This window comes from Polaromonas sp. AER18D-145, assembly GCF_002379095.1.
Classification (GTDB): Bacteria; Pseudomonadota; Gammaproteobacteria; order Burkholderiales; family Burkholderiaceae_C; genus Polaromonas.
In genome coordinates this window covers 1-26,226 of the sequence record NZ_NBZV01000040.1, presented here as the reverse complement: position 1 = coordinate 26,226, position 26,226 = coordinate 1, and the positions used below count along the sequence as shown (strand labels likewise).

Annotated in this window: 24 protein-coding genes; 18 read left to right on the top strand and 6 right to left on the bottom strand. The window is 60.3% G+C overall.

Annotated elements, in window-relative coordinates:
• The first annotated feature begins 76 nt into the window (after nucleotides 1–76).
• The 8 genes from B7G52_RS17670 (at nucleotide 77) to B7G52_RS17635 (ending at nucleotide 8,460) form a co-directional block, all read left to right on the top strand.
• Nucleotides 77–709: a LemA family protein gene (locus B7G52_RS17670; RefSeq protein ID WP_096698841.1), complete on the top strand. Its 633-nt coding sequence runs from the start codon at nucleotides 77–79 to the stop codon at nucleotides 707–709.
• Nucleotides 709–1,557 (top strand): YgcG family protein, encoded by an 849-nt coding sequence (locus B7G52_RS17665; protein ID WP_371329036.1) that lies wholly within the window; start codon nucleotides 709–711, stop codon nucleotides 1,555–1,557. The genes B7G52_RS17670 and B7G52_RS17665 overlap by 1 nt, the downstream gene beginning before the upstream one ends.
• A gap of 2 nt (nucleotides 1,558–1,559) precedes the next feature.
• Nucleotides 1,560–2,057, top strand: a complete 498-nt coding sequence (locus B7G52_RS17660) for a TPM domain-containing protein (protein ID WP_096698839.1) — start codon at nucleotides 1,560–1,562, stop codon at nucleotides 2,055–2,057.
• Nucleotides 2,058–2,107: 50 nt separating this feature from the next.
• On the top strand, nucleotides 2,108–3,127 hold the full coding sequence (locus B7G52_RS17655; protein ID WP_240523510.1) for a cytochrome D1 domain-containing protein: 1,020 nt from the start codon (nucleotides 2,108–2,110) through the stop codon (nucleotides 3,125–3,127).
• 76 nt (nucleotides 3,128–3,203) lie between these two features.
• Nucleotides 3,204–4,499 (top strand): MFS transporter, encoded by a 1,296-nt coding sequence (locus B7G52_RS17650; RefSeq protein WP_096698837.1) that lies wholly within the window; start codon nucleotides 3,204–3,206, stop codon nucleotides 4,497–4,499.
• 18 nt (nucleotides 4,500–4,517) lie between these two features.
• Nucleotides 4,518–4,961 carry a hypothetical protein gene (locus tag B7G52_RS17645; protein WP_141397491.1) on the top strand — a complete coding sequence of 148 codons (444 nt, stop codon included), beginning with the start codon at nucleotides 4,518–4,520 and terminating at the stop codon, nucleotides 4,959–4,961.
• 18 nt (nucleotides 4,962–4,979) lie between these two features.
• Nucleotides 4,980–7,358 carry a phosphoketolase gene (locus B7G52_RS17640; protein WP_096698835.1) on the top strand — a complete coding sequence of 793 codons (2,379 nt, stop codon included), beginning with the start codon at nucleotides 4,980–4,982 and terminating at the stop codon, nucleotides 7,356–7,358.
• Nucleotides 7,359–7,368: 10 nt separating this feature from the next.
• The gene (locus B7G52_RS17635) at nucleotides 7,369–8,460 is read left to right on the top strand and encodes an acetate/propionate family kinase (RefSeq protein ID WP_096698834.1); all 1,092 of its coding nucleotides are present in this window, start codon (nucleotides 7,369–7,371) and stop codon (nucleotides 8,458–8,460) included.
• An 84-nt stretch (nucleotides 8,461–8,544) separates the two neighbouring features.
• On the opposite strand, the gene B7G52_RS17630 is transcribed toward B7G52_RS17635, so the two are convergent.
• From B7G52_RS17630 to B7G52_RS17620, 3 genes are all read right to left on the bottom strand, one after another.
• Entirely contained in the window at nucleotides 8,545–9,009 is a 465-nt protein-coding gene (locus B7G52_RS17630; protein WP_205853081.1) for a hypothetical protein, read from the bottom strand.
• A complete protein-coding gene (locus B7G52_RS17625; protein ID WP_096698833.1) occupies nucleotides 9,006–10,853 on the bottom strand; it encodes an N-acetylglutaminylglutamine amidotransferase in 1,848 nt (615 codons plus the stop codon). Before B7G52_RS17625 ends, B7G52_RS17630 begins: the two co-directional genes overlap by 4 nt.
• Nucleotides 10,854–11,303: 450 nt before the next feature.
• Nucleotides 11,304–11,498 (bottom strand): heavy-metal-associated domain-containing protein, encoded by a 195-nt coding sequence (locus tag B7G52_RS17620; RefSeq protein WP_096698832.1) that lies wholly within the window; start codon nucleotides 11,496–11,498, stop codon nucleotides 11,304–11,306.
• A gap of 176 nt (nucleotides 11,499–11,674) precedes the next feature.
• Here B7G52_RS17620 and B7G52_RS17615 point away from each other — a divergent pair, with 176 nt between their 5' ends.
• Together B7G52_RS17615 and cueR are read left to right on the top strand one after the other, a co-directional pair.
• On the top strand, nucleotides 11,675–14,104 hold the full coding sequence (locus tag B7G52_RS17615; protein WP_096698831.1) for a heavy metal translocating P-type ATPase: 2,430 nt from the start codon (nucleotides 11,675–11,677) through the stop codon (nucleotides 14,102–14,104).
• Nucleotides 14,101–14,556, top strand: a complete 456-nt coding sequence (gene cueR, locus B7G52_RS17610; RefSeq protein ID WP_096698830.1) for a Cu(I)-responsive transcriptional regulator — start codon at nucleotides 14,101–14,103, stop codon at nucleotides 14,554–14,556. The genes B7G52_RS17615 and cueR overlap by 4 nt, the downstream gene beginning before the upstream one ends.
• 25 nt (nucleotides 14,557–14,581) lie before the next feature.
• On the opposite strand, the gene B7G52_RS17605 is transcribed toward cueR, so the two are convergent.
• A complete protein-coding gene (locus B7G52_RS17605) occupies nucleotides 14,582–15,007 on the bottom strand; it encodes a DUF305 domain-containing protein (protein WP_240523509.1) in 426 nt (141 codons plus the stop codon).
• A gap of 27 nt (nucleotides 15,008–15,034) precedes the next feature.
• Complete coding sequence (locus tag B7G52_RS24175) at nucleotides 15,035–15,370, bottom strand: four-helix bundle copper-binding protein (RefSeq protein WP_096698859.1); 336 nt, start codon at nucleotides 15,368–15,370, stop codon at nucleotides 15,035–15,037.
• A gap of 335 nt (nucleotides 15,371–15,705) precedes the next feature.
• Here B7G52_RS24175 and B7G52_RS17595 point away from each other — a divergent pair, with 335 nt between their 5' ends.
• The 6 genes from B7G52_RS17595 to B7G52_RS17575 all read left to right on the top strand — a co-directional run bounded on the left by B7G52_RS17595 (nucleotide 15,706) and on the right by B7G52_RS17575 (nucleotide 23,276).
• Entirely contained in the window at nucleotides 15,706–15,987 is a 282-nt protein-coding gene (locus tag B7G52_RS17595) for a hypothetical protein (protein WP_205853080.1), read from the top strand.
• Between the two features lie 325 nt (nucleotides 15,988–16,312).
• Nucleotides 16,313–16,687 carry a hypothetical protein gene (locus tag B7G52_RS23405; RefSeq protein ID WP_141397490.1) on the top strand — a complete coding sequence of 125 codons (375 nt, stop codon included), beginning with the start codon at nucleotides 16,313–16,315 and terminating at the stop codon, nucleotides 16,685–16,687.
• Between the two features lie 87 nt (nucleotides 16,688–16,774).
• Nucleotides 16,775–18,055, top strand: a complete 1,281-nt coding sequence (locus tag B7G52_RS17590) for a TolC family protein (RefSeq protein WP_141397489.1) — start codon at nucleotides 16,775–16,777, stop codon at nucleotides 18,053–18,055.
• Nucleotides 18,052–19,731, top strand: a complete 1,680-nt coding sequence (locus B7G52_RS17585; RefSeq protein ID WP_240523508.1) for an efflux RND transporter periplasmic adaptor subunit — start codon at nucleotides 18,052–18,054, stop codon at nucleotides 19,729–19,731. The genes B7G52_RS17590 and B7G52_RS17585 overlap by 4 nt, the downstream gene beginning before the upstream one ends.
• A 15-nt stretch (nucleotides 19,732–19,746) precedes the next feature.
• Nucleotides 19,747–22,860 (top strand): efflux RND transporter permease subunit, encoded by a 3,114-nt coding sequence (locus B7G52_RS17580; protein ID WP_096698828.1) that lies wholly within the window; start codon nucleotides 19,747–19,749, stop codon nucleotides 22,858–22,860.
• Nucleotides 22,861–22,898: 38 nt separating this feature from the next.
• On the top strand, nucleotides 22,899–23,276 hold the full coding sequence (locus B7G52_RS17575; protein ID WP_096698827.1) for a hypothetical protein: 378 nt from the start codon (nucleotides 22,899–22,901) through the stop codon (nucleotides 23,274–23,276).
• A gap of 57 nt (nucleotides 23,277–23,333) precedes the next feature.
• On the opposite strand, the gene B7G52_RS17570 is transcribed toward B7G52_RS17575, so the two are convergent.
• Nucleotides 23,334–24,404 carry a site-specific integrase gene (locus B7G52_RS17570; RefSeq protein WP_096698826.1) on the bottom strand — a complete coding sequence of 357 codons (1,071 nt, stop codon included), beginning with the start codon at nucleotides 24,402–24,404 and terminating at the stop codon, nucleotides 23,334–23,336.
• A 124-nt stretch (nucleotides 24,405–24,528) separates the two neighbouring features.
• On the opposite strand from B7G52_RS17570, the gene B7G52_RS24170 reads away from it, so the two are divergent.
• Both B7G52_RS24170 and B7G52_RS17555 read left to right on the top strand, forming a co-directional pair.
• Nucleotides 24,529–24,885: a DNA-binding protein gene (locus B7G52_RS24170; protein ID WP_240523507.1), complete on the top strand. Its 357-nt coding sequence runs from the start codon at nucleotides 24,529–24,531 to the stop codon at nucleotides 24,883–24,885.
• Between the two features lie 371 nt (nucleotides 24,886–25,256).
• Nucleotides 25,257–26,226: IS1595 family transposase (locus B7G52_RS17555; protein WP_141397488.1), on the top strand; the 970-nt coding region annotated here is incomplete at its 3' end.

The window sequence follows — 26,226 nt, the reverse complement described above, 5'->3', positions numbered from 1 at the left end:
GTGAGGGTTGTAGTCAATCTGACTGGCCTTTGCTCTTTGAGACAACAGTCGAATTAAACATTTTGGAGAAAAGAGTATGCGAAAACTATTGGCTGTCCTGACCGCAGCATTGGCGCTGAGCCTAACGGGCTGTGGGTACAACACATTTCAGACAAATGACGAGCAAGTCAAGGCGAGTTGGTCGGAGGTCGTCAACCAATACCAGCGCCGTGCGGATCTGGTTCCCAATCTCGTCAATACCGTGAAGGGCGAAGCAAAGTTCGAGCAGGACACCCTGGCGAGGGTGATTGATGCGCGTTCAAAGGCTACATCAATCCAGGCTACCCCGGAGCTTGTCAATGACCCGGTGGCATTTCAAAAATTTCAGCAGGCTCAAGGTGAACTGACTGGTGCATTGTCGAGGCTGTTGGCTGTTTCAGAGAACTACCCGAACTTACGGGCCAACCAGGGTTTTCGGGACCTGCAAGCGCAGCTGGAAGGGACCGAGAATCGCATTACGGTTGCACGCAATCGCTATATCAAGTCGGTGCAGGACTACAACGTGACGGTGCGGTCCTTTCCCACCAATCTGACAGCGATGGTGCTCGGCTACAAGCAAAAGTCCAACTTCACCGTCGAGAACGAAAAGGAAATTTCCAAGCCGCCCAGTGTCGGTTTTGACTCCGCACCGGCAAATCCCAAAGTCGGTGCTTCAGGTGTAGCCAAGTGATTGCGAGAAGCGCAGGCAGGGCCTTATTCCTTGCATTCACACTTGGCTGGGCTGCATTCTCTATAGCGCAAGCACCGGTCCCGCCTTTGACTGGGCATGTCATTGATCTAACCGGCACGCTTGCCGCAGAGCAGAAGGCCTCACTGGAGAAAACGTTGACAGCGTTTGAGGCAAGGAAGGGCAGTCAGCTTGCTGTCCTGATAGTCCCGTCATCAGCGCCGGAAGAAATTGAGCAATTTTCCTTGCGGGTTGCTGAGCAATGGAAGCTCGGACGGAAGAAAGTTGATGACGGTGCTATCCTGGTTGTTGCCAAAAACGATCGCACGCTACGTATTGAGGTGGGATATGGACTGGAAGGGCCGCTCAATGACGCCACCAGCAAACGCATCATCAGCGAGGCCATTCTGCCGCGCTTCAGGCAGCAAGACTTCTATGGTGGCATCACGGCCGGGGTCGAGCAGATCATCCGCGTCGTTGACGGTGAGCCCTTGCCGGCACCCATCGGGCAACCTGCCACCAGTACCGGAGACGTCCGGCAGTACGCCCCTATCCTTTTCATTGTTGCTCTCGCAGTGGGCGGCGTGCTGCGGGCGACGTTAGGCAAAGTACCCGGTTCGCTGGTCACAGGTGGGGCAGTTGCAGTAGTTGCCTGGCTTATCGCTGGCGCCTTATCCGTGGCGTTGCTCGCTGGAGTGATCGCGCTGTTCATCACGTTGTTGGGTGGAGGCATGGGCGGGCATGGACACGGCGGGCACTACGGAGGAGTCGGGCGAGGCGGCTTTGGCGGCGGTGGCTTCAGAGGAGGAGGCGGTGGCTTCGGTGGCGGCGGCGCGTCGGGGAGATGGTAATCATGAATATCAAACGCATCTTGACGCATTTGCTGCTCACCGAAGGGCGGGTCAGGCGAGCCTTTCCGCGCAGTACTTTGAGCACTATCGAAAAAGCTATCAAAGCAAGCGAGACCGCGCATGTCGGAGAAATCCGATTTGTCGTGGAGGGCGGGCTAGACGGCATGCCGCTGTTTAAGGGGCAGACGGCCAAAGAACGGGCCGTTGAAGTTTTCTCGCAACTCCGCGTTTGGGATACCGAAGACAACAGTGGTTTGCTGATTTACTTACTGCTCGCTGATCGGGCGGTAGAAATTGTTGCCGACCGCGGGATTCACGCAAAAGTGGGATCACAAGAATGGAGCAAGGTTTGCCGCCAGATGGAAACGGCCTTCAAACAATCGAACTATGAGAGCGGTGCGCTCAAAGGCGTGCAGGCTGTGACGCAGCATCTGGTGGAGAATTTTCCCGCCAATGGTCGCAGTGTTGATGAACTGCCGGACAAGCCGGTGATCCTTTAAGGCTGGTCGATTTCAAATTTAGGAGTGTCATTACTATGCGAAAAAGCTCAATGAAATGGTTGGTCTCAGTTGTGCAGATCAGTGCGCTGTTGGCTGCCGGGGCGTCCTACGCCGCGGCGGAGAAGGTCTATGTCGCGGATGAAGAGGGGAACACTGTCAGCGTCATCGACGCGACATCCTTCAAGAGGATCGGCAGTATTCCGGTCGGTCAAGGTCCGCACAACGTCCAGGTCGCGCCTGATGGCAGGCAAGTCTGGGTGACCAACAACGGCGAACCGGCAAAGGCGGCCCACAACATGCCGAAGTCCGAGCATGGAGCAATGGCTGGCAGCGGAGAAATTTGGGCCATTGACACCACCACTGATGCGGTGGCGGCTAAGGTGCCAGTCGGCATGCATCCCGCACACGTGGTCGTGACGCCCGATGGCCGTTTTGCTTACGTCGCAAACGGCGGCGAGAACACCGTTAGCGTGGTGGATATTTCTGCGAGACGGGTTGTTGACACAATTCCGGTCGGCGCCTCCCCACACGGCATGCGGATCAGTTCGGACGGCAAACAAGCCTGGGTCGCCAACCTCAAGGGCGGAACCATCTCGGTCATTGACACTGCGGTACGAAAGGAAACTTTGCAAATCGCTGTTGGCAAAGGCCCCGCGCAGGTGGGTTTTACGCCTGATGGTCGGCTGGGGTTCGTGTCGCTGTCTGGGGAAAACCGGGTCGCTGTGATTGACCCTGTGAGTCGAAAGGTTATCAGCAAGATAGCTGTGGGTACAGTTCCGATTCAGTTGTACGCAACACCCGACAGCCAGTTATTGTTGGTGGCGAATCAGGGAACACGGCAAAACCCAGGTAGCACTGTCAGCGTCATTGATCTTCGTAGCTTCAAGGTCGTATCGACGATCAAGACCGGAAAGGGTGCTCACGGCGTGGCAATTGATCGCAAAGGACTCCATGCCTTTGTGACTAACCTTTACGAGGACACAGTCTCCGTTATCGATATCTTGCAGCGCAAGGTGATCGCCACCATCCCTGTCGGCCGCCTGCCCAATGGTGTCAGCGTGACGCCTTGACCATGGTAGGGGTATGCGGCGAAAGGGCACCTAGAGCGGGTTTAAGGTTGCCACGTTAAAGAGGTTAACTACTGCAATGACTTCTGTCTCCCGGTTAGCCGCGGTGGCTGAGCTCCCCAGTCTGCAGCCTGTGCAGTTGGGGTGGCTGGCTGCGGCGGTGTTTGTTGTGTCGGCCGGTTATGGGGCACTCATGCCTCTCTTGCCGGGATGGCTGTCTGAGTTGACGCCAGGTGCGACTGAGGCTGAAATTGCACGCCACGTCGGCTTTCTAAGCGGCACGTACGCTGGCGGCGTACTGGTCGGCGCCCCTCTGTGGGGTGTGATGTCGGACCGCGCCGGGCGGAGCCGGATACTGGTTGTTGGACTCGTTGGCTACGTTGCTAGCCTGCTTCTTTTGCTGGTTCCTACATTGAGCAGCCTGTGGGGAATGTATGTGCTACGCGGTGCAACTGGCTTCTTCGTGGCGGCGGTGGTTCCGGTTGTTGCCGCACTGGTTGCTGAACACACTCCTAGGCAGCAGCGCGCGCGGCGCTTCGCTTGGCTCAGTGCTATGTCGCTACTCGGATTTCTCTTCGGCCCTGGGCTGGGAGTCGTAGCAGACGGGATCGGCACATTGTTGATTTTAGGGGTGGTTTCCCCCTCGCTCTCCGCACGTTTTGTGATTGTTCTTTCCGCTGTGCTCGGTGCGACCATGATGGCGGGACTCACCGTGACACTGCCTACGACGCAGCCTGCCAACGCAGCGGCGCAGATAAGTCCGGGTGCTTCCACTGAAGGTCGCCATCTCGCGTTGTGGTGGCTGAATGGAGTTGTCATGCTCGTGCTCGCGGGTTTTGAGTTGGGGATACTCCTGCAAGGACAGCAACACCCTGGCGTCTCTTCGCGCGAGATCGGATTGATGTTCGCCGAGTGCAGCCTTGTGATGCTTGGTGTCAACGCTCTGCTGTTTTTCACGAATATGCTTGAAAGAGTTCAAAGCAGATGGTTGATCGGCGTAGGGTTGCTTTTGGCGATGGCAGGGCTGCTGGTGCTGGCTCGCCATCGATTAGATATTTGGATGTATGTGGGCATCAGTCTTACAGCCGCTGGAACCGGTTTGGTTCTCCCAGTCATCGCCTACATGGGCGCGAGTGTTTCGCGACAGATGCTCAGCGTTACGATGGGTGGGCTTGCCGCGGCTGCTAGTTTCGGGCAGACGCTCGGATCGTCCGCCGGCGGATGGATCTTCGGTGCTTTCGCCCGTTACAGCTTCGCATGGCTAGCTCTTCCTTTGGCGGTGATGCTCGTGCTCTTGCTGATGTGCCCGCGATGGTGGTCGGCCACTTACGCTTTGCCGTCGATTCATCCGGCTTTGCCAGAACCGCATGACTGAGTAATCATGGGGCACACCATGGCGAAACTATTGTTAATAGCTGCAACCCTATTCGTGGTTAGCGTACCGCTCAATTTTCTGTGGGAGGTGGCGCAGATGCCGCTATATGTGGAGGAAGGTGACTTGTTGGAGTTTGCAGCACATTGCGTCGTCCCCAGCCTAGGGGACGGCCTAATCGTACTGATTATCTTTGGCGTCGGCGTCATTGTGCTGGGCCAGACGGACTGGTTTAGCCAGCCGGGACTCGGCGGTTACGCTCTGATGATCTTTACCGGATTCGCTATTGCCCTGACCATCGAATGGGGCGCTGTGTATGTCTTAGACCGCTGGAGTTATACGGCGCGCATGCCACGCTTACCAGGCTTGGGTGTCGGCCTTTCGCCAGTGCTGCAAATGTTGATACTGCCACCCGTTATATTCAAGTTTTCGACGTGGTGGCTTGACCGGAAGCAGCGTGACTAAACTACCCGAAAGACTCCCATGTCCGATTCCTTGACCCCTGGCACCCTGCAAAAGATGCACGCCTATTGGCGTGCGGCGAACTACCTGTCGGTCGGGCAGATTTACCTGCGAGACAACCCGCTGCTTGAGCGCCCGCTCGCGCTAGCGGACATCAAGCCGCGCTTGTTGGGCCATTGGGGCACGACGCCGGGTTTGAACCTTCTCTATGTTCACCTGAACCGGTTGATCAAAGATAACAACCTGAACATGATCTACGTCATGGGCCCAGGCCACGGCGGGCCAGGCATCGTTGCGAACAGTTATCTGGAAGGGTCCTACACCGAACACTATCCAGCCATCGAACGCAACCGCAACGGCCTGCAGCGGCTGTTTCGGCAGTTTTCGTGGCCGCAGGGCATCCCCAGCCACGTGTCGCCCGAAGTGCCAGGCTCGATTCATGAGGGTGGCGAGTTGGGCTACTCGTTGGCCCATGCCTATGGAGCGGCGTTCGACAATCCCGATCTCATCGTCGCCTGCGTCGTCGGTGATGGCGAGGCCGAGACCGGCGCGCTGGCGGCGAGCTGGCATTCCAATAAATTCCTGAATCCGGCGCGCGACGGCGCGGTGCTGCCAATCCTGCATCTGAACGGCTACAAGATCGCCAACCCCACGGTGCTGGCACGCATCAGCCGGGAAGAGCTGACCGATCTGATGCGCGGCTACGGCCACGAGCCGTACTTCGTCGAAGGCGACGACCCGACGCTCGTGCACCAAGCCTTGGCCGGCGCGCTGGATGCGGTGCTGGCACAAATACGCGAGTTTCAACAGCAGGCGCGAGCGCTCGACCCGGGGGAGTCTCTCCTACGGCCACGCTGGCCGATGATCGTCCTTTGCACGCCCAAAGGCTGGACAGGGCCGAAACGCGTTGACGACAAACAAGTGGAAGGCAGTTGGCGGTCGCACCAGGTGCCTATAGCTGAGTTCAAGACAGGCGGGCATGTGGAGCAGCTCGAAAGCTGGCTCAAGAGTTACCGGCCCGAGGAACTGTTCGACGAGGACGGTCGGTTCCGTGAGGAGTTGGCTATGCTGGCACCGACAGGCCAGCGCCGTATGGGCTGCAATCCGCACGCCAACGGGGGCGTGTTGCTGAAGCCGCTGGACATGCCTTCCTTCCGCGTCTATGCCGTTCCGGTGACCGAGCCGGGAACCATGGAGGCTGAGGCCACTCGCGTCCTTGGCAGGTTTCTGCGCGACGTGATGAGACTCAACCTGAAAGCGGCCAACTTCCGACTCTTCGGCCCGGATGAAACCGCGTCGAACCGGTTGGATGCGGTGTTCGAGGTGTCCGGCAAGGTGTGGCTGGACGGCGTGCAGGAGGAGCGTGACAACCACCTCAGCGCCAACGGCCGCGTGATGGAAGTGTTGAGCGAGCACCTGTGCGAAGGCTGGCTCGAGGGCTACCTGCTCACCGGGCGTCACGGCCTGTTCTCTTGCTACGAAGCCTTCATCCACATCGTTGATTCGATGTTCAACCAGCATGCCAAGTGGCTGAAGGTGTGCAACCAGATCCCCTGGCGCAAGCCGATCGCCTCACTGAACTACCTGCTCACCTCGCATGTTTGGCGGCAAGACCATAACGGGTTCTCGCATCAGGACCCCGGCTTTATTGACCATGTGGCCAGCAAGAAGGCAGACGTGGTGCGCATTTACCTGCCGCCCGACGCCAACACCTTGCTGTCGGTGGCGGACCACTGCCTGCGCAGCCGCAACTACGTCAACCTGATCATCGCCGGCAAGCAGCCGGCGTTGCAGTGGCTGGACATTGACGCGGCCGTGCGCCACTGCGCTGCCGGCGCAGGGGTGTGGGAGTGGGCCAGTAGAGATGCGGGTGTTGGTCAGGTCGACCCCGACGCCGTGATGGCCTGTGCCGGCGACGTGCCGACGCTGGAGGCGCTGGCCGCCGTGACCCTGCTGCGCAGCTATGTGCCAGACATCCGCATCCGCTTCGTCAACGTCGTCGACCTGATGGTTCTGCAGCCGCCGTCGGAACATCCCCACGGCTTGGCCGACCGCGAATTCGATGCCCTGTTCACCACCGACAAGCCGGTAATCTTCGCCTTCCACGGTTACCCCGCGATCATCCACAAGCTGACCTACCGGCGGCGCAACCACGACAACATCCATGTGCGCGGCTATAAGGAAGAGGGCACCACGACGACGCCGTTCGATATGGTGGTGTTGAACAGTGTGGACCGCTATCAATTGGCGCTCGACGCGATCCGGCGCATCCCCAGGCTGGCGGGGCAGGTGGCGGCGGAGACCGCGCGGTTCGATGCGACCATGCAACGCCACAAGCTCTACATCGGCGAGCATGGCGAGGACATGCCGGAGATCCTGGACTGGCACTGGACAGCATGAAAGTCTGTGGATGCGCTCGCTGAACATTCTCTCGCTGAACAGCGGCTCGTCGTCGTTCAAATTCGGTTTGTATCGCGTCGATTCGACCGGAACCGAGCAGTTGTTCGGCGACAGCGTCTCGACAGCTGACCATCCGGACGCGATGACCCGTATCGCCAGCGTTCTCGCAGCTTCTGGGATGCCGCCACCAGACGCCGTTGGGCACCGCATCGTGCATGGCGGGCCTGCGCTGCGGCAGCATTGCCGCATCGACGATGCGGTGCTGCGCCAGCTGCAAGCCGCTGTCGCCTTTGCGCCGCTGCACGCACCCGTCGCGCTGGCGTTCATCCGTTTCGCACAAGCGCACTTTCCCGGCGTTCCTCAGGTCGCGTGCTTCGACACCGCCTTTCATGCCGAGTTGCCAGAGGTCGCCCGTGTGCTTCCGATAGCCAGGGAACTGCAGTCTGAAGGCATCCAGCGCTACGGCTTCCATGGGCTGTCGCTCGAATCGATTGTGCAGCAATTGGGCAACGGCATGCCGGTGCGGCTGGTCATTGCCCATCTCGGCAACGGTGCAAGCATCACCGCAGTCAAAGGTGGTAAGTCGATCGATACCAGCATGGGCTTGACACCAACCGGCGGTGTAATCATGGGCACGCGCAGCGGCGACCTGGACCCGGGCTTGCTCGTGTACCTGATGCGCGAGAAGCGGCTTGACGCTGCCCAGATCGAAGCCCTGGTCGATCACCAATCCGGCCTCAAGGGGATTTCGGGGCTGGATAGCGACATGCGGGAACTGCACAAGGCGGCGCCGTCGAACCCCTCGGCGCGACTGGCCATCGAGATGTTTTGTCAGTCCGTACGCAAGCAGATTGCTGCGATGATTGCCGTATTGGACGGGCTTGACCTGCTTGTCTTCACCGGCGGTATCGGAGAGAACGATGCGGCGGTGCGTGCCTCCATATGCGCTAGTCTGTCTTGGATGGGCATAAATCTGAACGAACCCCGCAACCGCTTGGTAATCAATCCGATCAACAACGCCACATCGCGTTGTTCGGTGCAGGTTATCGTCTCCAAGGAAGACGAGCAGATTGCCCGCCATACGTGGGCCTTGGTCGCATGAATTCCTACCCTGTCAGAAGGGGGAAGCGTCAATCGTTCTCGACTCGTCACAATGGTCTGGACTCCTCGCATCCGATCTAGCAGATCAGGTTGATGATGGCGAAGCTGCTGGCGGATCTTGAGGGAGTTCTAACGCATCGGTCAAACTCAGCGCAGTAGCTGAAGGTTTTCTGCCCCGGAACCGATCGGCCCGATTGACAAGGCTAATCATCTCGGCGGCCGCTTGAATCGTCAGCCGATGCTGTGTGAAACCCTGTCTCGGCGAGATGTAGGCCGCCATATCGCGAATCGCTTCAAGCTGTTGTTCACCGGCTTGTCCCAACAACGCGATGACCAGGTTTTCGAGCGCGATGACGCGCACTTGAAGCTGCATCAGCTCGGCGTTGGACAACGGTGGCGAATCGGCCATCGGCTCGCGCAGGCCGAAGTCAGAGTCCGGGTCGGCGGGCCCGGCGCCACCCTCGTTCTCCCAACCTGCGAGTGAACGGTCGCGCAAGCGTTGCGTAGAGTCCGCGCGGCGATCAGGTGCGTTGGTCGAGTCGAAAGTCATGCGCGCGACGTGCTGGAAAGCCCGTCTGAGCCGGGTTGCGTGATGGTGCCATCAGGGACGCCATCCACATGTACCTGCAGCCACCATTCCAGCAGCGCGAGATGCCACAGCTTGCTACCCTGAATGCGCGTGAAGTGCGCCTCCGGATTGGCCAGCAGCTTGTCGACGTAGGCGCGTTGGTAAAGCCCGCGCCGGATGCAGGCATCCGACTGCAGAATGCCGCGCATCAGCTCCAAAAACGGGCCGCGCACGTGCTTCAGGGCGGGCACCGGGAAGTAGCCCTTCGGTCGGTCGATCACCGCATCCGGGATCACGCCGCGCGAGATCGCCTTTAAAGGAAACTTTCCCCCATCCTTGAGCTTCAGTTCGGGAGGCATCCTTGCTGCAAGTTCGACCAATTCATGGTCAAGGAAGGGCACCCGCACTTCAAGACCCCAGGCCATTGGCATGTTGTCCACGCGCTTGACTGGATCATCGACGATCAAGGTGGTCGCGTCGAAGCGCCAGACCTCGTCGAGAAAGGTGTCGGATTGCGGCCTGCCGAGTTCTCGCGCGACCAGCTTCCTTGTCACGTCGGGCACGTGCCATGCCGGCGCGATCATCTCCAGATACTCGGCATGGTCACGGTCGAAGTAGTGCCGGCCGAAGCGCTCCACCGGCGGGCCGGTTTCAGCGTCCATCAACGGGTACCAAAAGTAGCCGCCAAACACCTCGTCGGCGCCTTGCCCCGCAAGTACCACCTTTACCTCCTTCGACACCCGCTCGCTGAGCAGGTAGAACGCGATGACGTCGTGGCTCATCATCGGTTCGGTCATGGCCGCCACGGCTTCAGGCAAACGTGCAAGCACCTCGCTGTTTGGGATGAGGTGCTTGTGGTGGCGGGTGTTGAACTGCGCAGCGATCAGGTCCGAGAACTCGAACTCGTCGGCCTTCTCAGCACCCACACTGACCCCGGGGATGCCCTCGAAGCCGATCGAGAACGTCAACAGGTCGTCCACTTTATCGGCCAGCAAGCCAACCAGCAGGCTCGAATCCAGCCCGCCCGACAGCAGTACCCCCACCGGTACGTCGGCGGCAAGGCGATGACGGTCGAGCGCGCGCACAAGGACCTCGCGCGTCTTTGCAAGCCATTGCGCTTCTGACAGCGGCTCTGCTGGCCGCGTCGCGTCCAGCGTCCAGTACAACTTCTGCGTCACGGCTCCATCCATGCCGACAGTCATCGTGCTGGCGGGCGGAAGTTTGCGAACGCCGGTCAGTATCGTGCGCGGTGCCGGCACCACGGTGTGCAGCATGAAGTGGTGGTGCAATGCGACAGGATCGAGACGTGTATCGACGCCGCCGCCAGAAAGCAGCGCGGGCAAGCTCGATGCAAACCGCAGTCGATTGTCATCCTGGGTCAAGTACAAAGGCTTGATACCGAAGCGGTCCCGCGCCAGAAACAGACTGGCGCGACGCATATCCCAGATGGCGAAGGCGAACATGCCGTAGAAACGTTGTACGCACTGTTCGCCCCATGCAGCGTACGCCTTGAGAATGACCTCGCTGTCACCTTCCGAGACGAAGGTATGGCCCATTGAGATCAGTTCGGCGCGTAGTTCCCGGTAGTTGTAGATCGTGCCGTTGAACACCAGAGCGAGGTGCAGTGTGTCGTCCACCATCGGCTGTTCGGCGTTTGCAGACAGGTCGATGATTGCGAGGCGCCGGTGCCCAAAGGCAACCGGTCCGTTCGCATATGTTCCCGCGTGGTCTGGTCCGCGGCGTGCCAGCGTTTCGGATATGCGTTTGATTACCGCCATGTCCGGTGACGTGGCGTCGAATCTCAGTTCACCGCAAATGCCGCACATGGAAGGCCTGGCGTAGGATGGGTAAGCCGTTCCTCGACACGGCCAGATGCACTGCGGCATCTTCCAGAGAACGGGATGCGATGCTGCCTGTTCTTGAAGGCGCATCCATATGCGGTGATGGTAGAAAAGCGTTCACGGGTTGGGACAGGTTAGGTTGAGCATTCGGTATGTCTAAACAGGATATCAGTCGTTGCCTCCCCCTGTCTGTTCGATGGACGATCCGGTGGCGACAGTGACATATCGATGTAAGGCAGTGCGCTGAGTTCGGTAGCAATGTGTCGCTTTGTAGGCTGAGCAGCGCGGGCGGGCGTACTATGGGGCAAATGTCTGAATCCCTCTCCTTTCACCCAACCGGGCGTCGATCTTCATGAGCTTGGCTGCACACAGCTGATATTTCGTCCGGAGATATCGCCTCCCAAAAATGTCGGGTGGCGTGCTGTCAACCGGACCTCAAAGTGCCGGCGGGTAACCAGCCTCGGTCAGCGCTTCGACGAAATCCGACCGGTCTTCGGTCGATTCGATCTTGACCCTTTTGGTGTTTATGTCGACATCCACCTTGGAGTTGGGATCGACGAGCTTGGCGGTCATGGCGACGGTGCTGGCGCAGTGGCCGCAGCTCATGTCTGGCAGGTTGAATTCAAGCATCAAAGGCTCCTAAAAAATTGGAATGTCTAAATTTAGACCTTGCCACCGTGGCAAGGTCAAAATGTTTCGTCACATATCCACATGCTGGGCAGGGAATTAACTTCTACCGGCTTGACCCTTCCATGGTGGGAAGGTTCAGAATTTCCCTCATCGCCGCCATGTCGGCCTAAAAGCAGATGAGGAACACCGTGAACATAGCAACAGCACTCCAACCCAGCGCGTCAGGCCAAACCGACTGGACCTTACCAGTCGAGGGAATGACCTGCGCGTCCTGCGTCAGCCGCGTCGAGAAGGCCCTTTCGGCTATTCCGGGTGTCAGCGAGGCGAACGTGAACCTGGCAACCGAGGCGGCCACCGTCCGGGCCGATAAGGGCGTGGCCCTGAATGCGTTACGCGCAGCCGTCGAGAAGGCCGGATACACGGTGGGCGAACAAACGGTGCAATTGAGTATCGAGGGCATGACCTGCGCATCCTGCGTTGCTCGCGTCGAAAAAGCCTTGCTCAAAGTGCCCGGCGTGACCTCCGCCCAAGTCAACTTGGCCACCGAAACCGCCGAGGTTAAGCTGGCGAGCCGTGATCTGGACGTCAGCGCTCTGACTGCGGCGGTGGCCAAGGCCGGCTATGCCGCGCGCGCGATCGCCGAGGAGAAGAGGCAGGGGGAGGCGGTCAAGGGCGGCAACGAATGGTGGCCGGTGGCTGTCGCGGCCGTGCTGTCGATTCCGCTGGTCATTCCGATGGCCGCCATGCTGTTCGGCATCGAATGGATGCTCCCTGGCTGGGTGCAATTTGCCTTGGCAACGCCAGTGCAGTTCTGGCTGGGCGCCCGGTTTTACCGCTCTGGGTGGAAAGCACTCAAGGCGCGCGCCGGCAACATGGATCTGCTGGTGGCGCTTGGGACCTCAGCGGGTTATGGCTTGAGCGTGTACCAATTGCTGGTCCACGGTGACCATGGAATGGCACACCTCTACTTTGAGGCCTCAGCAGTAGTGATCACCTTGGTACTGCTCGGCAAATGGCTGGAAACCCGTGCTAAACGCCAGACGACAGAAGCCATTCGCGCGCTCAATGCGTTGCGGCCGGAAACAGCCCGGGTGCGCCGGGACGGACAGGATCACGGAATACCGATCAGCCAGGTGCTCAAGGACGACATCGTGGTCATTCGCCCGGGGGAACGCGTACCGGTGGACGGCGTGGTGGTGGAAGGGGTCAGCCAGATCGATGAATCCCTGATCACGGGCGAAAGTCTGCCCGTGGCCAAACACGAGGGTGACAAGGTCACCGGAGGTTCAGTGAATGCGGAAGGCTTGCTGCTGGTAAAAACCACCGCCATTGGCGCCGAATCGACCCTGGCGCGCATCGTGCGGCTGGTCGAATCCGCCCAAGCGAAGAAAGCGCCCATACAGCGCTTGGTCGACAGGGTCAGCGAGGTCTTTGTGCCGGTGGTGATCGGCATTGCGCTGGTCACCTTGCTGGGCTGGGGCCTCAGCACGGGGAACTGGGAAAACGCCATTCTCAACGCTGTAGCGGTGCTGGTTATTGCCTGCCCCTGTGCTCTGGGCCTGGCCACTCCCACAGCGATCATGGCTGGTACCGGGGTTGCTGCCCGGCATGGCATCTTGATCAAGGACGCCGAAGCACTCGAAATTGCACATAGCGTCAAAGTGGTTGCGTTCGACAAAACCGGTACGCTTACCGAAGGCAAACCAGAGCTGGTAGCAGCCGATGCCGTCGATGGCAATCGTCTGGCTTTTCTTGCGGCAAGTGCCTCTATCCAGGCGGGCAGCGAACACCCTTTGGCACGCGCCGTCATGGATGCCGCTGTTCAAGAGGGCGCTCAACTGACATCGGCGTCCAAAGTTCGCGCTATTGCCGGCCGCGGCATGGCTGCCGTAGTGGCGCAGCGTGACCTGCGCCTTGGCAGTTCACGTTTCATGGACGAACTGGGAGTGGGCCTTGGGCCCTTATCGGGACGTGCCGCCGAGCTCCAGGCCCAAGGCCGGACGGTGTCGTGGGTGGCTGACATCACAGACCAACCGGTGCTTTTGGGCTTGCTGGCGTTTGGCGATGCTGTCAAACCGACGGCGGCACTAGCCATCGCTAAGCTCCACGAACAAGGTGTCAGGTCCGTACTGGTGACTGGCGACAACCGCGGCAGTGCCCAGGCGGTGGGCAAGCAACTCGGCATTGATGAAATCCGTGCCGAAGTGCTGCCGGAAGACAAAGCCAGGATCGTGGGTGAACTGAAAGCCGGGGGCGTCATCGTCGCCATGGTTGGGGATGGCATCAACGACGCGCCGGCGCTGGCAGCTGCGGACGTCGGAATCGCCATGTCCACGGGAACAGATGTCGCGATGCATGCTGCGGGCGTGACGCTCATGCGCGGCAATCCGGCCCTGGTAGCTGATGCAATCGACATCTCGCGCCGTACTTACGCGAAAATCCGCCAGAACCTGTTTTGGGCATTTATCTACAACGTGGTGGGTGTGCCGCTGGCAGCCTTCGGTCTGCTGAGTCCCATGGTTGCTGGCGCGGCCATGGCTTTTAGCAGCGTCAGCGTGGTGACGAATGCCTTGATGCTGCGCCGCTGGAAAGGAAGCAACACATGAACCAATCGAATATGGGGGGGCCATTCAACATCGGCGAAGCCGCTCGCCAATCCGATGTCTCCGCAAAAATGGTGCGGCATTACGAGTCGCTGGGTCTGCTGCCCAGCGTTGATCGAACGGACTCAGGGTACCGCCAGTACTCTGATAAAGAGGTTCACACCCTTCGCTTTATCAAGCGTTCCCGGGCCTTGGGCTTCAGCATGGCCGAAATTGCGGAGCTGCTCAAACTTTGGCAAAACCAACGACGCTCAAGCAGCGATGTTCGAAAGATCGCGCTCAAGCAAGTGGCTGATCTCAACGAGAGGATGTCAGAGATGGAGGCAATGAAGCGGGCCTTGGAGACCTTAATTCATTGCTGCCATGGCGATCACCGGCCTGACTGTCCAATCCTTGACCAGTTGGGTCAAGTTCACAACGTGCCGGCCAGCGTTAAGGCTCGACGCAGCGACTGATCCATCAGGTTTATTTGGCAGGACCTTACTTTTTGGCGCCTTCGTGAGGATGCTTTGCCAGGTATTTATCAAACTGGGCAATTTCTTTTTTCTGGTCGGCAATGATTTTCTTGGCCATTTTGAGCATTTCAGGATCTTTGCCGCTGCGCAGTTGAGCCTCCGCCATGTCGATGGCACCCTGGTGGTGCATCCGCATCATCATGGCGAAATCTGCGTCGGCATTGCCGGTCATATTCATCCCGGCCATCTTGTCGTTGTTGTCCTTCATCATGGCCTTCATGTCCATGCCACCTTGCATTGGAGCAGAGGCCGCAGGTTTTCCTTGCATGCCTGACATGGCGCCTCCAGTCGCTCCAGACGATTGTGCATGCGCGACAGGCCAAACTAAAGTTGCTGCCAAGGCCACGGCGCCCAAGCGGCTGGCGTTTAAAAGAGTGAACTTTGAAAACATGATTATTTTTCCTTGTATTTAAATTGCTCAATCCATAGTCGCCATGTTGCGGCACTCTTGCGCGCATGCATGGCAGGCCCGCGCGCAGGCCTGACAATGGTCCATGTCATGCTTGGCGCACTCGTCACCGCAGGCTTGGCAGACGTCTGCGCACGCTTTACAGATCGTTTTAGCGTTTTCGCTGCCTCGTGCCATTGCGGCGGCCGCGACCGCACAAATCTGGGCGCAATCCATGTCCAGCGCAATACACCGGGCCATCATCTTCACATCCGGCTCCTGCAGGCACGAAGCGGCGCAGTGATTACAGGCGATGACGCAAGCGTTACAGGCCTCAATGCAGGCGGCATGAACTTGGTGTGGCATATCAATCTCCATAAGAAACGTGCCGATATAGGCATGTCACATGCTCACTTTCAGCACTATAGCGCCCTGTAGTCAAAAGGCTTTAAACGCCGTAATCCTGACGGGCATTGGTCCTTTTAGTATTCACGCCACAACCGACTGCAGATGGCTGCAATCCTAAAAATCCGCGGCCAATAAGGCGGAATGCGTCACGACTTGGCAGTGCGTAGCCGCCTGCACTTTGACTTTGAAAACCCATGCTCGGTCTGGCTGACCGCAGAACAGAAGGAGTGCTGATGATTGTCGCGAGGTCCACATTCCTGCCTTGTTCGATTGAGCAGTGACTGGAGCAGGTCATGACGCTTTTGCATTACGTGGCATGGCCCATGGTGGCGTTCGTGACGGTCAGGCCGTCCGCGCTCTCCGAGCGTCGGGAGGAGGGCAAGTATGTGGTGGGACTTCGGCTGTTCGGTTTCATTTCCTTCGGGCCTCAGACCATCGACATCTCGGTTCCATCGAGCGACGGCACACACGTCGAGTTGCGGGACAACGGCTGCAGCAGCCTTATTTCCAGATGGGACCATCTGATCACCATCCGCTCTGCGGAGGGAGGCTGCGTTAATTCGGATCGGGTGTAAGTCAAAGCAGGCGTTTTGACACCATTTGTCTGGGGGTTTGCCTGGCTGTTTTAGCGCCATCGCCAGCGTCGTTGGCTGCGGTTGGTCAACAACGCATTCAAATACGACCGGCCTTTGCCACTACAAAAATTTGAAAGGTGCCGCCGAGAACGCGGCTGTAGCCCAAGCCCTCCACCGTGCGAGGCGGTTGCGCAGAACTACACCAGCCAGACTGAAACGAGTATCACTTGCTCCGTACTGAAAAGATTCAATTTTTATCCAATGGCCGTCCCGGCCTCATCCCTTGCGCGGCGCGGGGGCTTTCGCGGCTGTTAGCATAGGGGCTGTGAAACGTCTTGTTTGTCACTTCCTGATTTTCTGGTTAGCGCTGCTGTCGGGCGGCGCCTATGCCCACGCGGCAGCCGATGCTGCGCAGGAGCTGGGCCACATTGCCGCCCACGCCCTCGAGGGGCAACTGACCGTTGCAGGTGACAACGAAACATCCGACGCGGCGCATGAACATGGGCCCACCGAGTCTTGTAGCCATAGCCACTGCGGCTATGGCCATGCGGCCGGTATGCTGCCTGCTCAGTTCCGTTCCACCGATGCGAGCGTCGGCGCCCCGCTGCCCACGCCGCAAGCCTGGGCCAGCCGCGAACAGCCCAACAACATCGAACGCCCCAAATGGAGCTTCACCACCTCATCGGTGGTGAACCTTTGACCTGACGGGCGCTTCAAAAGTCTTTCTTTTTCCAGTGTCCTGAGTGCAAAGGTTCGCCGAAGTTTTGATTTGCTTCGGAGAACGCTCTTGCTTGATCTTTCCCCTTTCCGTTTGTCGCGGCTTGCCTGCACATCGTTATTGCTGCCGGCCGCCCTCACGCTTGCCAGTGCGCAAACTGTGCCGCCGCGACCCCTACCATCCTTAGCTGAAGCCGCAGCACCCACGGGCGGCACCAGCCTGCGCGAGGCGCTGGACGCGGCCTGGGCCCTGAGCCCGGCAGCCCGCAGTGCCGACAGCCGCCGCGCCCAATTGCAGGCCCGGGAACGCGCTGCATCATCCTGGATCAATGGCTCGCCAAGCGCCGTGCTGGCGCATCGCAGCGACCGCTTCAATAGCAACGGTGGCTTGCGGGAATACGAAGCCGAGCTGGAACTGCCGATCTGGAGCCCGGGCGTGCGCGGCGCCACCCAGCGTGAGCTGGCAGCGCTGCGCCTGGGTTTCGAGCCGCAGCAACAGGTGGCGCGACTGAAACTCGCTGCCGATGTGCGCGAAGCAGCCGTCAGCGTGGCCGTGGCACGTACCGAACGCGACCTGGCCCAACGCAAACACAGCGAAGCACAAACACTGGCGCAGGACGTGGAACGCCGCGTGAAAGCCGGTGACAGCGCCCGTGTGGACGGTTTGCAGGCGCAGTCCCTGGTCCAACAGGCCGCCAGCGGACGGGAACAGGCGCAGCAGGCCCTAGCCCGCCTGCAAAACCAGTGGCTGGCCCTGACCGGCATGGCCGCAGTGCCGTCGCTGGACGAGCCCCTCCCGTCCGCCAACCCGGTCATGGGTCCAGACCACCCTGCGTTACAGGCCGCACAGTCGCGGGTCCAGGCGGCGCAAGCTTCGCTCGAACTGAGCGAAACCGACAAACGCGACCCGATGTCAGTCGGAGTAGGCGTCACGCGCGAACGTTCGGCCTTTGGCGCCGCAAGCGAGACCAGCTTGCGTCTGGCAATAAAAATCCCCTTCGGCACCGACAGCCGCAACGCCCCGCGCATCGCTGCAGCACGCGCAGAACTCGACGCCGCGCAGGCCGAACTGGACGCCGCCCAGAGACAGATACAGACCGAACTGGCATCGGCACTGGCCGAGCTCGACGCCGCCCGCCGCACGCAGGCCAGCATGGCCGAACGCGCGCGCCTGAGCAGTGAGGTGCAAGGCCTCGTGGCCAAGTCTTACCGCCTCGGCGAGTCCGACCTGCCGACCCGCCTGCGCGCCGACAGCGAAAAGTTTGAAGCCGACCTATCCCTGGCGCGCGCCCGCGTGGGCCTTCAGCGTGCCATTTCCCAATTGAACCAAGCCCTTGGATTGCTCCCATGAACCTCATCTACAAGCCAAACAAGCCTCTAGCTCATATCCAGCAGGCGCTGACAGCTATTTTTTTCATAGCGTCTGGTTTGTTTGCCACGGCCTGGGCTGGGGGAGACCACGGGGCAGAAGCGCCAGCGGCGGCCGGCGTGGTCACCTCCCCGCGCATCAGCAGCCATTCCGACCTGTTCGAGCTGGTCGGCGTGGTCGAGAACGGTGAGATGAAAATTTACCTAGACCGTTACGCGAGCAACGAGCCGGTCACCGATGCAAAGATCGAAGTCGAGGCCGGCACAGCCAAAGGAACCGCCGCGCCCCAGCCGGACGGCAGTTACAGCTTCAAACATGATTTGCTGGGCCAGCCGGGCGCTCTGGCCGTCAGTTTTGTCGTCGCCGCTGGCAAGGACACCGACCTGCTGGCTGGCGACCTGGTCATCACCGATCCCCACGCTGAAGACGATCATGCCAGTGCGAAGCGACCCTGGCTGCGCTGGGCCGCCTATGCGGGCGCTGTACTGCTGCTGGCGGCGCTCGCCGCTGCGGCATGGCGAAACCGCCGCCGCAAAAGCCTGGCCGGCATGTTAATTGCCGCCTGCGCCCTGGGCCTGGGCGCAACAGCCACCCTGGACGCGCAGGCGGGACCGGGCCACGACCCCGGCGGGGAGGCTGCCCCCGCAGCTGGCGGCAATACGCCGCGGCGGCTGGCCGACGGCGGTGTGTTTTTGCCCAAGACCAGCCAGCGCCAGCTCGGTGTGCGAACCGTGGTCGCCCAGGAAGCTTCTTTGCCGACCACGGTCGAACTGACAGGCCGGGTGGTGCTGGACAGCAACGCCGGCGGCAAGGTGCAACCGACGCAGGCCGGGCGTATCGAAGCTGGTCCGCGCGGCCTGCCGCAACTCGGGCAAGTGGTGCGCAAGGGCGAAGTCCTTGCCGTGGTACGCGCCTCCAGCAGCGCGATTGACCGCGCCAACCAGCAGGCGCAAAGCGCCGAACTCAACGCGAGCCTGAACCTCGCCCGCAGGCGCGTGGAGCGTCTGCAGCAACTCGAAGGCACAGTACCGAAAAAGGACATTGAAGCTGTGCAGTCCGACGTGATCAGCCTGCAGCAACGTGCGGCAGCGGTCGCGGGCAGCGTGTCGGCCATCGAAGCCCTCGTGGCACCCGTCTCCGGTGTCATTGCCGCTGCCAATGTGGTGGCTGGTCAGGTTGTCGAGGGGCGCGAAGTGCTGTTCGAAATTGTCGATCCCGCGCGCATGAGTGTTGAAGCCAGTGCCTTTGATGCTGCGCTGTCGGCCAACATCGCCTCGGCCAGCGCCAGCCCGGCTCCCGGCGCAAGCGTGCCACTGCAATTTGTCGGCGCCGGCAGCAGCCTGCGCGAAGGGGCGATTCCCCTGGTGTTTCGCACCCTGCCGGGCAAGAACGCTTTGCCCCTGTCGATCAACCAGCCGGTCAAGGTAACCGTGCAGACCAAAAGCCAAGTCAAGGGTTTTGCCGTGCCCATAAGTGCCGTGGTCAAAAACGCCAGTAACCAGGACATGGTGTGGTTGCACACCGGCGCCGAGGTGTTCCAGCCGCGCACCGTGCGCCAGGTACCTCTGGACGGAAGCACCGCCGCGATTGTGGATGGCCTCAAAGCCGGTGATCGGGTGGTGACGCAAGGTGCGCCGCTGGTCAACCAGGTTCGCTGAGCAGGGCCGCACAACATGTTTGAAAAACTCATACACGCCTCCCTCGCCAACCGCCTGATGGTGGTGGTGCTGTCGGTGGTACTGCTGCTGGTCGGTGCGTTTACGCTGGTTCAGATGCCGGTGGACGTATTCCCCGACCTGAACAAACCGACGGTCACGCTGCAGGCCGAAGCCGGTGGCATGGCGCCCGAAGAAGTCGAACAGCTCATCACTGCGCCGCTAGAAATCGCCATGGGCGGCATACCGGGGGTGGAAAGCATTCGCTCGATTTCCAGCGTCGGCCTGTCCTTTGTTTATGTGACCTTCGACTGGAAAACCGACATCTACCGCGCCCGCCAGATGGTGGGCGAGCGGCTACAGCTGGCACGCGAGCAGTTGCCGCAGGGGGTGACGCACGTCGGCATGGGGCCCATCAGCTCCATCATGGGCGAGATCATGCTGCTGGCCCTGCCCATCGACACCAGCAAGATCAGCCCGATGGCGGTGCGCGAATACGCCGACTTCGTGATGCGCCCGCGCCTGCTCACCCTGCCTGGCGTCGCCCAGGTGGTGCCGATAGGTGGCGAGGTGCGCCAGTATCAGGTGCAGCCCGACACCGCGCTGATGGCGGCGCTCAAGGTGGATCTGGAAAACATCGAGTCCGCGCTCAAGGGTTTTTCGGGCAACTCCAGCGGCGGTTTTCTCGAACTCAATTCGCGCGAGTACCTGATCCGCAACATCGGCCGCACCACCCGGCTGCAGGACCTGGAGCGCCTGCCGGTAGCCTTTCAAAACGGCAAACCGATCCAGCTCAACCAGGTGGCCAAGGTCACGTTTGCGCCAGCCATCAAGCGCGGCGATGCGGGCTTGAACGGCCAGCCCGCCGTGATTCTCAGCATCCAAAAACAGCCTGCTGCTGACACCGTGGCACTAACGGAAAAAATCGAAGCCGCCATCGAAGAGCTGAAAAAAGGCATGCCGCCGGGCATGGGTGAGTCCAAGGTCACCATGCGCCAGGCGAACTTTATTGAATCGTCGGTGAATACTCTCAAAGGGAAGTTGATGCTGGCGTTTGCCGTGGTGGCGGTGGTACTGTATTTATTTCTGCTGAACGTTCGTACCACCGTGATTTCGCTGGTGGCCATACCGATTTCGTTCATGGCGACCGTGCTGGTTTTCAAGTATTTCGGTTTTTCCATCAACACCATGACGCTGGGCGGTCTGACGATTGCCATCGGCGAGCTGGTCGACGATGCCGTGGTGGGCGTGGAAAATGTGCTGCGCCGCCTGAAGATGGACCGCACCGCGCATCCCACCCGCCGACTCGGCCCCTTGGAGTTGATTGCCAAGGCCACACTTGAAGTGCGCTCTGGCATCGTGATTGCCACCTTGATTGTTGTGCTGGTGTTGGTGCCCCTGTTCTTTCTGCCAGGTGTCGAGGGGCGCTTGATGCAGCCGCTGGCTGTGGCCTACATCGTCGCCATGCTTGCATCAATGCTCGTCTCGGTGACGCTCACCCCAGTGCTGGCGTACTACCTGTTACCGAGAATGAAAGGGCTGGACCATGGAGATACGCGGGCCCAGCTATGGCTGAAAGCACGCTACGCGAAAGCACTGGCATATGTGCTGGGGCGTCCTCGCACCTGGGTGTTGGCCGGCGCAGCGGCGGCGCTGCTTGCCATGGCGGCCGTGCCCTTTTTCCCCACGACTTTTTTGCCGCCCTTTAACGAAGGCGTGGCGCTGGTCGGCCTGCGCCTGAACCCCGGAACCACGCTCACTGAGTCGACCCGCATCGGCGCGATTGCCGAAAAGGCTCTGGCGGATGTGCCTGAGGTCGAACATGTGGGGCGCCGCTCTGGGCGCGCCGAGCTGGATGAACATGCCGAGGGTGTGCATGCGTCGGAGCTCGACTTGAAACTCAAGCGCAGCGAGCGCAGCCTGGAAGAGGTGTTTGCCGACATCCGCAGCCGCGTTTCCACACTGCCGGCGGCCATCGGCATTGGCCAGCCAATCAGCCACCGCATCGACCACATGTTGTCGGGCGTGCGCTCGCAAATCGCCATCAAGATTTTTGGCGACGACCTGGACACCCTGCGCACGCAGGCCGAGGCGCTGCGGCAAAAGCTTACTGGCATCAACGGTGTGGTGGACCTGGAAATCGAAAAGCAGGTGCTGACGCCCCAAATCAGAATCCAGGTGGACTACGACCGGGCCCTGGGTCTGGGCCTGCCGCCGGCCAAGCTGCTGCAGGAGCTGCAGGTGTTGATCGACGGCGAAAGCGTGACGCAAATCGTCGAAGGCAGCCGCCGCTTCAACCTGGTGCTGCGCCTGCCGGAAGCCTCGCGCGGCATCGAGGGCTTGCGCAATCTGATGATAGACACCCCGGGCGGCCGGGTGCCCCTGAGCCAGTTGGCCAGCGTGGAAGAGGGTGACGGGCCCAATCAGGTCAGTCGAGATGACGGGCGCAGGCGTATCGTACTGGCGGCCAACACGCAAGGACGGGCGCTCAGCGAAGTCGTGGCCGACATACGGGGGGCAATTGCCGCCACTGCACTGCCCGAGGGTTACTTCATCACGATCGGCGGTCAGTTCCAGGCGCAGGAAGACGCCTCGCGCCTGATCGGGCTGCTGTCGCTGGGCTCGGTGGCGTTGATCTTTTTAATTCTTTACTCGCGCTACCGCTCCGGGATACTAGCCGCCATCATCATGGCCAACATACCGCTGGCTTTAGTCGGCGCGGTGGTGGGGCTGTGGCTGTCGGGTCAGCCACTGTCGGTGGCGGCACTGGTGGGTTTCATCACGCTGGCAGGCATCGCGATCCGCAACGGCATTTTGAAGGTCTCGCATTACATCAACCTGTGCGCTTTTGAAGGGGAAAAATTTGATACTGCCATGCTGCTGCGCGGCTCGCAGGAGCGGCTGACGCCGGTGCTGATGACTGCGCTGGTGGCGGCGCTGGCGCTGGCGCCGCTGCTGTTCGAGGCGGACATGCCAGGCACTGAAATCTTGCATCCGGTGGCCGTGGTGATTTTCTCGGGCCTGATCACTTCGACCCTGCTTGACTCGTTTTTAACACCGGCGATGGTCGCGATGTTCGGCCGCAAGCCGATTGAGGCGTTGGTGGCCGATTCAGGAACTGAATCGTTTTGAATTTTCTCTCGCTCCCTAACTTTACTGAAAGGTTTTCCATGAAACTCAACCAACTCTTCCTCGCCGCCTCCCTCGCTCTCTCCGGTGCAGCCGCCCTGGCCGCTGGGGCTCACGGCCACGATCCTAAATTCGGCGGCGTGGTGGTGGAGACCAAAGCCGGTGACTTCGAGATCGTCGCCAAACCCGACACATTGCAGATCCATATCAGCGACCACGGCAAAGCGTTGAAGCTGGACGGCGCCAAGGCCAAAGTGACCTTGCTCAACGGCACGGAAAAATCAGAAGTGGAACTGACCCCTGTCGGCGACAAGCTTGAAGCCAAAGGTGCCTTCAAGGTCGCCAAAGGCACCAAAGGTATAGCGGTAGTGACGTTGGCGGGCAAGCCACCGGCCACGGCGCGCTTTGAAGTGAAGTAAGCGTCAATCTGCGCAGGGTGCTAGCATACGGCACTCTGCCGTTTGAGGCGCAACGAATCATTGCAATGATTTAGCCAACAAATTCGCTGCGGCACTTTGAAGAGAAGCATTGGCACGAAAATACCCCACTACGGTAGCCACGCTGTGGTGCCCCGTCATGGTCATGGTGTCGGCCAGCGGTACCTGCTGCCGTCCAGCTTCGGTCACAAAGCCCGACCGCAGTGAGTGCGCAGAAAACGCCCCCTCGATCCCGGCCAAGGCACATCGCTCCTTCACGATGGCCCGAACCGCGGCCGGGGAGAGCCGCTCCCCCAGATGCCCACCCTTACGCACACTCCTAAAAATCGCCCCCGATCCAACCCCGCTAGCCTGCAGCCAGGCCGTAAGCGCAACAGCTGCCGGCCCCAGCAGCGGCTTGTTGTTCTCAGGCAGATCCACCCCCGCCTGGTTGGTCTTCGAGTACGCCAGGTTGTAGACAAAGCCCTCGGGGATAGGCTTCAGGAACTGCATGTCGGCCCCCGTGACTTCGGAGCGCCGACGCCCGCCGCTAGCCCAGGCAAACAAAAGCAAAGCGCGATCCCGCTTGCCGCGCAGGGAGTCGTCGCAGGTGGCCAGGATGGCCTGCAGGGGCGCCTTAGTCAACGCGTCTTTCTTCTGGGGCAGGGCGCCGCGCTTGGCGTAGGCCTTGCGCGTGCGTGACAGCAGTTCACGCACCGTCGGGTCCTGGCAGGGATTCTTAAGTTCACGCACCTGGTGCGCTTTGGACAGGACGGCAATCCGGTGGACCAGGGTGTTATGGGCCAGCGCACCCAGCTTGCCTTTGTAGCCAGCCTGGACCAGCGTCTGGTCGATCAAGGCCGGCAGCTCGGACACCAAGCCCTTGTCCGTCGTCCGCTCAGCATGGTCCACGATGAACTGCAGCACGCAAGGGGAGGGCACCGGCAGCTGGATCTGTCCACCGTAGCGGATGCCGTACCAGGCGGCCCAATAGCGCAGGGCGCTTTTGTAGCTGGCCATGGTGTTTTTGGATTCGCCCTCGCGCAGCAGGTCTTCGACGGCGCGCCGCGTGACGTCGCTGAGCTCGGTTGGCTGCAGAGCAGGGACTTTCTGGAGGACCGGAAGGCGCATGTTCGATTTAGGGCGGGCTATTAATTAATTTCATACATGATATGTATGATGTATTACGTAAATATCAAATAGATCACGATAACAATCTCTTATCGTTGGTAAATATAACGACTGGAGTCGGACCATGCAATCGAAAAGTACGAGAGGTGTTCAGCAGGAAGAAGTCTGGGCGGCAGCGGATGCTTTGATCGCCGCTGGCGAACGACCGACGATAGAGCGGGTGCGCCTGAAGATCGGTCGCGGCTCACCGAATACCGTCAGTCCCATGTTGGAGACCTGGTTTGCCACTCTTGGGCCGCGGCTCGGGGTTGCCGCATCGGACTCCCTTGCGATAAATGAGGGTGCACCTAAGGAGCTACGACACGCACTTGATGATCTCTGGGTCGCCGCTGTTACAGCTGCGCGCGATAAGGCGGACAACGCGCTTACCCTTACATTTCGAGCCAGCGTTTCGACGTCCATTTCCAGCAGGCTAATGTAGCGGGCGGGAGAAAGCATCGGTGCAAGCTCCGGATCCTGCAGGTCTTCGATGAAATTTGGAAGCGTTTGCGGCATTGTCATAGAGCCCCACAAGTTCCGCACTCTCCGCGGGCTACGGCGAACTACCGCCGCCGGTTGGCCTGCGAGACGACGCTACCGGCCAAAGTTTTGGTCACCGGCGCTGAGTTGGGATTGTCCAAGGCCCGGGACGCTCGGCTCTCGGTTTGGGCGCCGGTCTGAGCTGAGCTGCCAGCCTGACGCAATGCGGAGCCGGCCAGCGACTTTTGGACTGTGCTGGATGACGAGCTGCCTAGAAGGGGTATCCTCTTAGCTCCACAGAGTTTGGATATACTGGTTAAATATACAGTTATTATGCCAGTCCTCATTCAAGACTACCCCCGCACCTGGAGTGAATTTCTGGATTGGTTCTCCTCCGAGGATGCCTGTCTGGCCTATCTGGAGCGCCTGCGCTGGCCACAAGGGTTTGTCTGTCCGAGTTGCGGCGCGATGTCGCCGCCGTCGCGCGCCAGCCGAACCCGGTTGCTATGCAGGGACTGCCGGCACCAAAGCACCGTCACTGCCGGCACGATCTTCGACAAGACCCGCACGCCCTTGAAGGTCTGGCTGGCCGCGGCTTGGTATGTGACCAACCAGAAGCAAGGCGTCAGCGCCTTGGGCCTACAACGGGTGCTCGGCTTGGGCAGCTACCAGACTGCCTGGACCATGCTGCATCGGTTTCGCCGGGCGATGGTGCGGCCCGACCGTGATCGACTCAAGGGCGTGGTCGAGGTCGATGAAACCTACCTGGCCATCACGGACCGCAAACAGCCCATTTCCCCAGCGGGGCGCAAGAACAACACGAGCAAGGTACTGGTCGTCCTGGCAGTGGAGGCGCTGCAACCCAAGGGGTTCGGGCGCATCCGTCTGCGACGCATCGACAAGGACTCCGAGGAGTTCGTGGTGCCGTTCGTTCAAGCGTCGGTGGAGCCCGGTACGACAGTGAAAACGGATGGCTCGGCCGCTTACCGATCGCTGTCGGAGTTGGGCTATGACCATCAACGCAACATCATGCTCGGCTCGGATGTGCCGGCCCATGTCTCCATGGCCGGGGTGCACCGGGTGGCCTCGCTGATCAAACGCTGGATTCTGGGCACCCATCACGGTTCGGTCCAACCCGAACACCTGGATGCCTACCTGGACGAGTTCGTCTTCCGCTTCAACCGCCGCACCTCCAGCTCTCGCGGGATGCTGTTCTACAGGCTGATGCAACAAGCCGTGGTCACCGATCCGGTGACCTACGCCGACATCGTGCTGCCCGCCGAAAAAGCCGCTGAAATGACCT

What these genes read in the sequence shown, in the direction of transcription:
- B7G52_RS17635 (WP_096698834.1), top strand. Translation starts at nt 7,369, where the DNA reads ATGCGCTCGCTGAACATTCTCTCGCTGAACAGCGGCTCGTCGTCGTTC.
- B7G52_RS17570 (WP_096698826.1), bottom strand. Translation starts at nt 24,404, where the DNA reads ATGCGCCTTCCGGTCCTCCAGAAAGTCCCTGCTCTGCAGCCAACCGAG.
- B7G52_RS17585 (WP_240523508.1), top strand. Translation starts at nt 18,052, where the DNA reads ATGAACCTCATCTACAAGCCAAACAAGCCTCTAGCTCATATCCAGCAG.
- B7G52_RS17655 (WP_240523510.1), top strand. Translation starts at nt 2,108, where the DNA reads ATGAAATGGTTGGTCTCAGTTGTGCAGATCAGTGCGCTGTTGGCTGCC.
- B7G52_RS17645 (WP_141397491.1), top strand. Translation starts at nt 4,518, where the DNA reads ATGGCGAAACTATTGTTAATAGCTGCAACCCTATTCGTGGTTAGCGTA.
- B7G52_RS17620 (WP_096698832.1), bottom strand. Translation starts at nt 11,498, where the DNA reads ATGCTTGAATTCAACCTGCCAGACATGAGCTGCGGCCACTGCGCCAGC.
- cueR (WP_096698830.1), top strand. Translation starts at nt 14,101, where the DNA reads ATGAACCAATCGAATATGGGGGGGCCATTCAACATCGGCGAAGCCGCT.
- B7G52_RS17580 (WP_096698828.1), top strand. Translation starts at nt 19,747, where the DNA reads ATGTTTGAAAAACTCATACACGCCTCCCTCGCCAACCGCCTGATGGTG.
- B7G52_RS17670 (WP_096698841.1), top strand. Translation starts at nt 77, where the DNA reads ATGCGAAAACTATTGGCTGTCCTGACCGCAGCATTGGCGCTGAGCCTA.
- B7G52_RS17625 (WP_096698833.1), bottom strand. Translation starts at nt 10,853, where the DNA reads ATGTGCGGCATTTGCGGTGAACTGAGATTCGACGCCACGTCACCGGAC.
- B7G52_RS17575 (WP_096698827.1), top strand. Translation starts at nt 22,899, where the DNA reads ATGAAACTCAACCAACTCTTCCTCGCCGCCTCCCTCGCTCTCTCCGGT.
- B7G52_RS24175 (WP_096698859.1), bottom strand. Translation starts at nt 15,370, where the DNA reads ATGCCACACCAAGTTCATGCCGCCTGCATTGAGGCCTGTAACGCTTGC.
- B7G52_RS17605 (WP_240523509.1), bottom strand. Translation starts at nt 15,007, where the DNA reads ATGTTTTCAAAGTTCACTCTTTTAAACGCCAGCCGCTTGGGCGCCGTG.
- B7G52_RS24170 (WP_240523507.1), top strand. Translation starts at nt 24,529, where the DNA reads ATGCAATCGAAAAGTACGAGAGGTGTTCAGCAGGAAGAAGTCTGGGCG.
- B7G52_RS17630 (WP_205853081.1), bottom strand. Translation starts at nt 9,009, where the DNA reads ATGACTTTCGACTCGACCAACGCACCTGATCGCCGCGCGGACTCTACG.
- B7G52_RS17640 (WP_096698835.1), top strand. Translation starts at nt 4,980, where the DNA reads ATGTCCGATTCCTTGACCCCTGGCACCCTGCAAAAGATGCACGCCTAT.
- B7G52_RS17615 (WP_096698831.1), top strand. Translation starts at nt 11,675, where the DNA reads ATGAGGAACACCGTGAACATAGCAACAGCACTCCAACCCAGCGCGTCA.
- B7G52_RS17650 (WP_096698837.1), top strand. Translation starts at nt 3,204, where the DNA reads ATGACTTCTGTCTCCCGGTTAGCCGCGGTGGCTGAGCTCCCCAGTCTG.
- B7G52_RS17660 (WP_096698839.1), top strand. Translation starts at nt 1,560, where the DNA reads ATGAATATCAAACGCATCTTGACGCATTTGCTGCTCACCGAAGGGCGG.
- B7G52_RS17595 (WP_205853080.1), top strand. Translation starts at nt 15,706, where the DNA reads ATGACGCTTTTGCATTACGTGGCATGGCCCATGGTGGCGTTCGTGACG.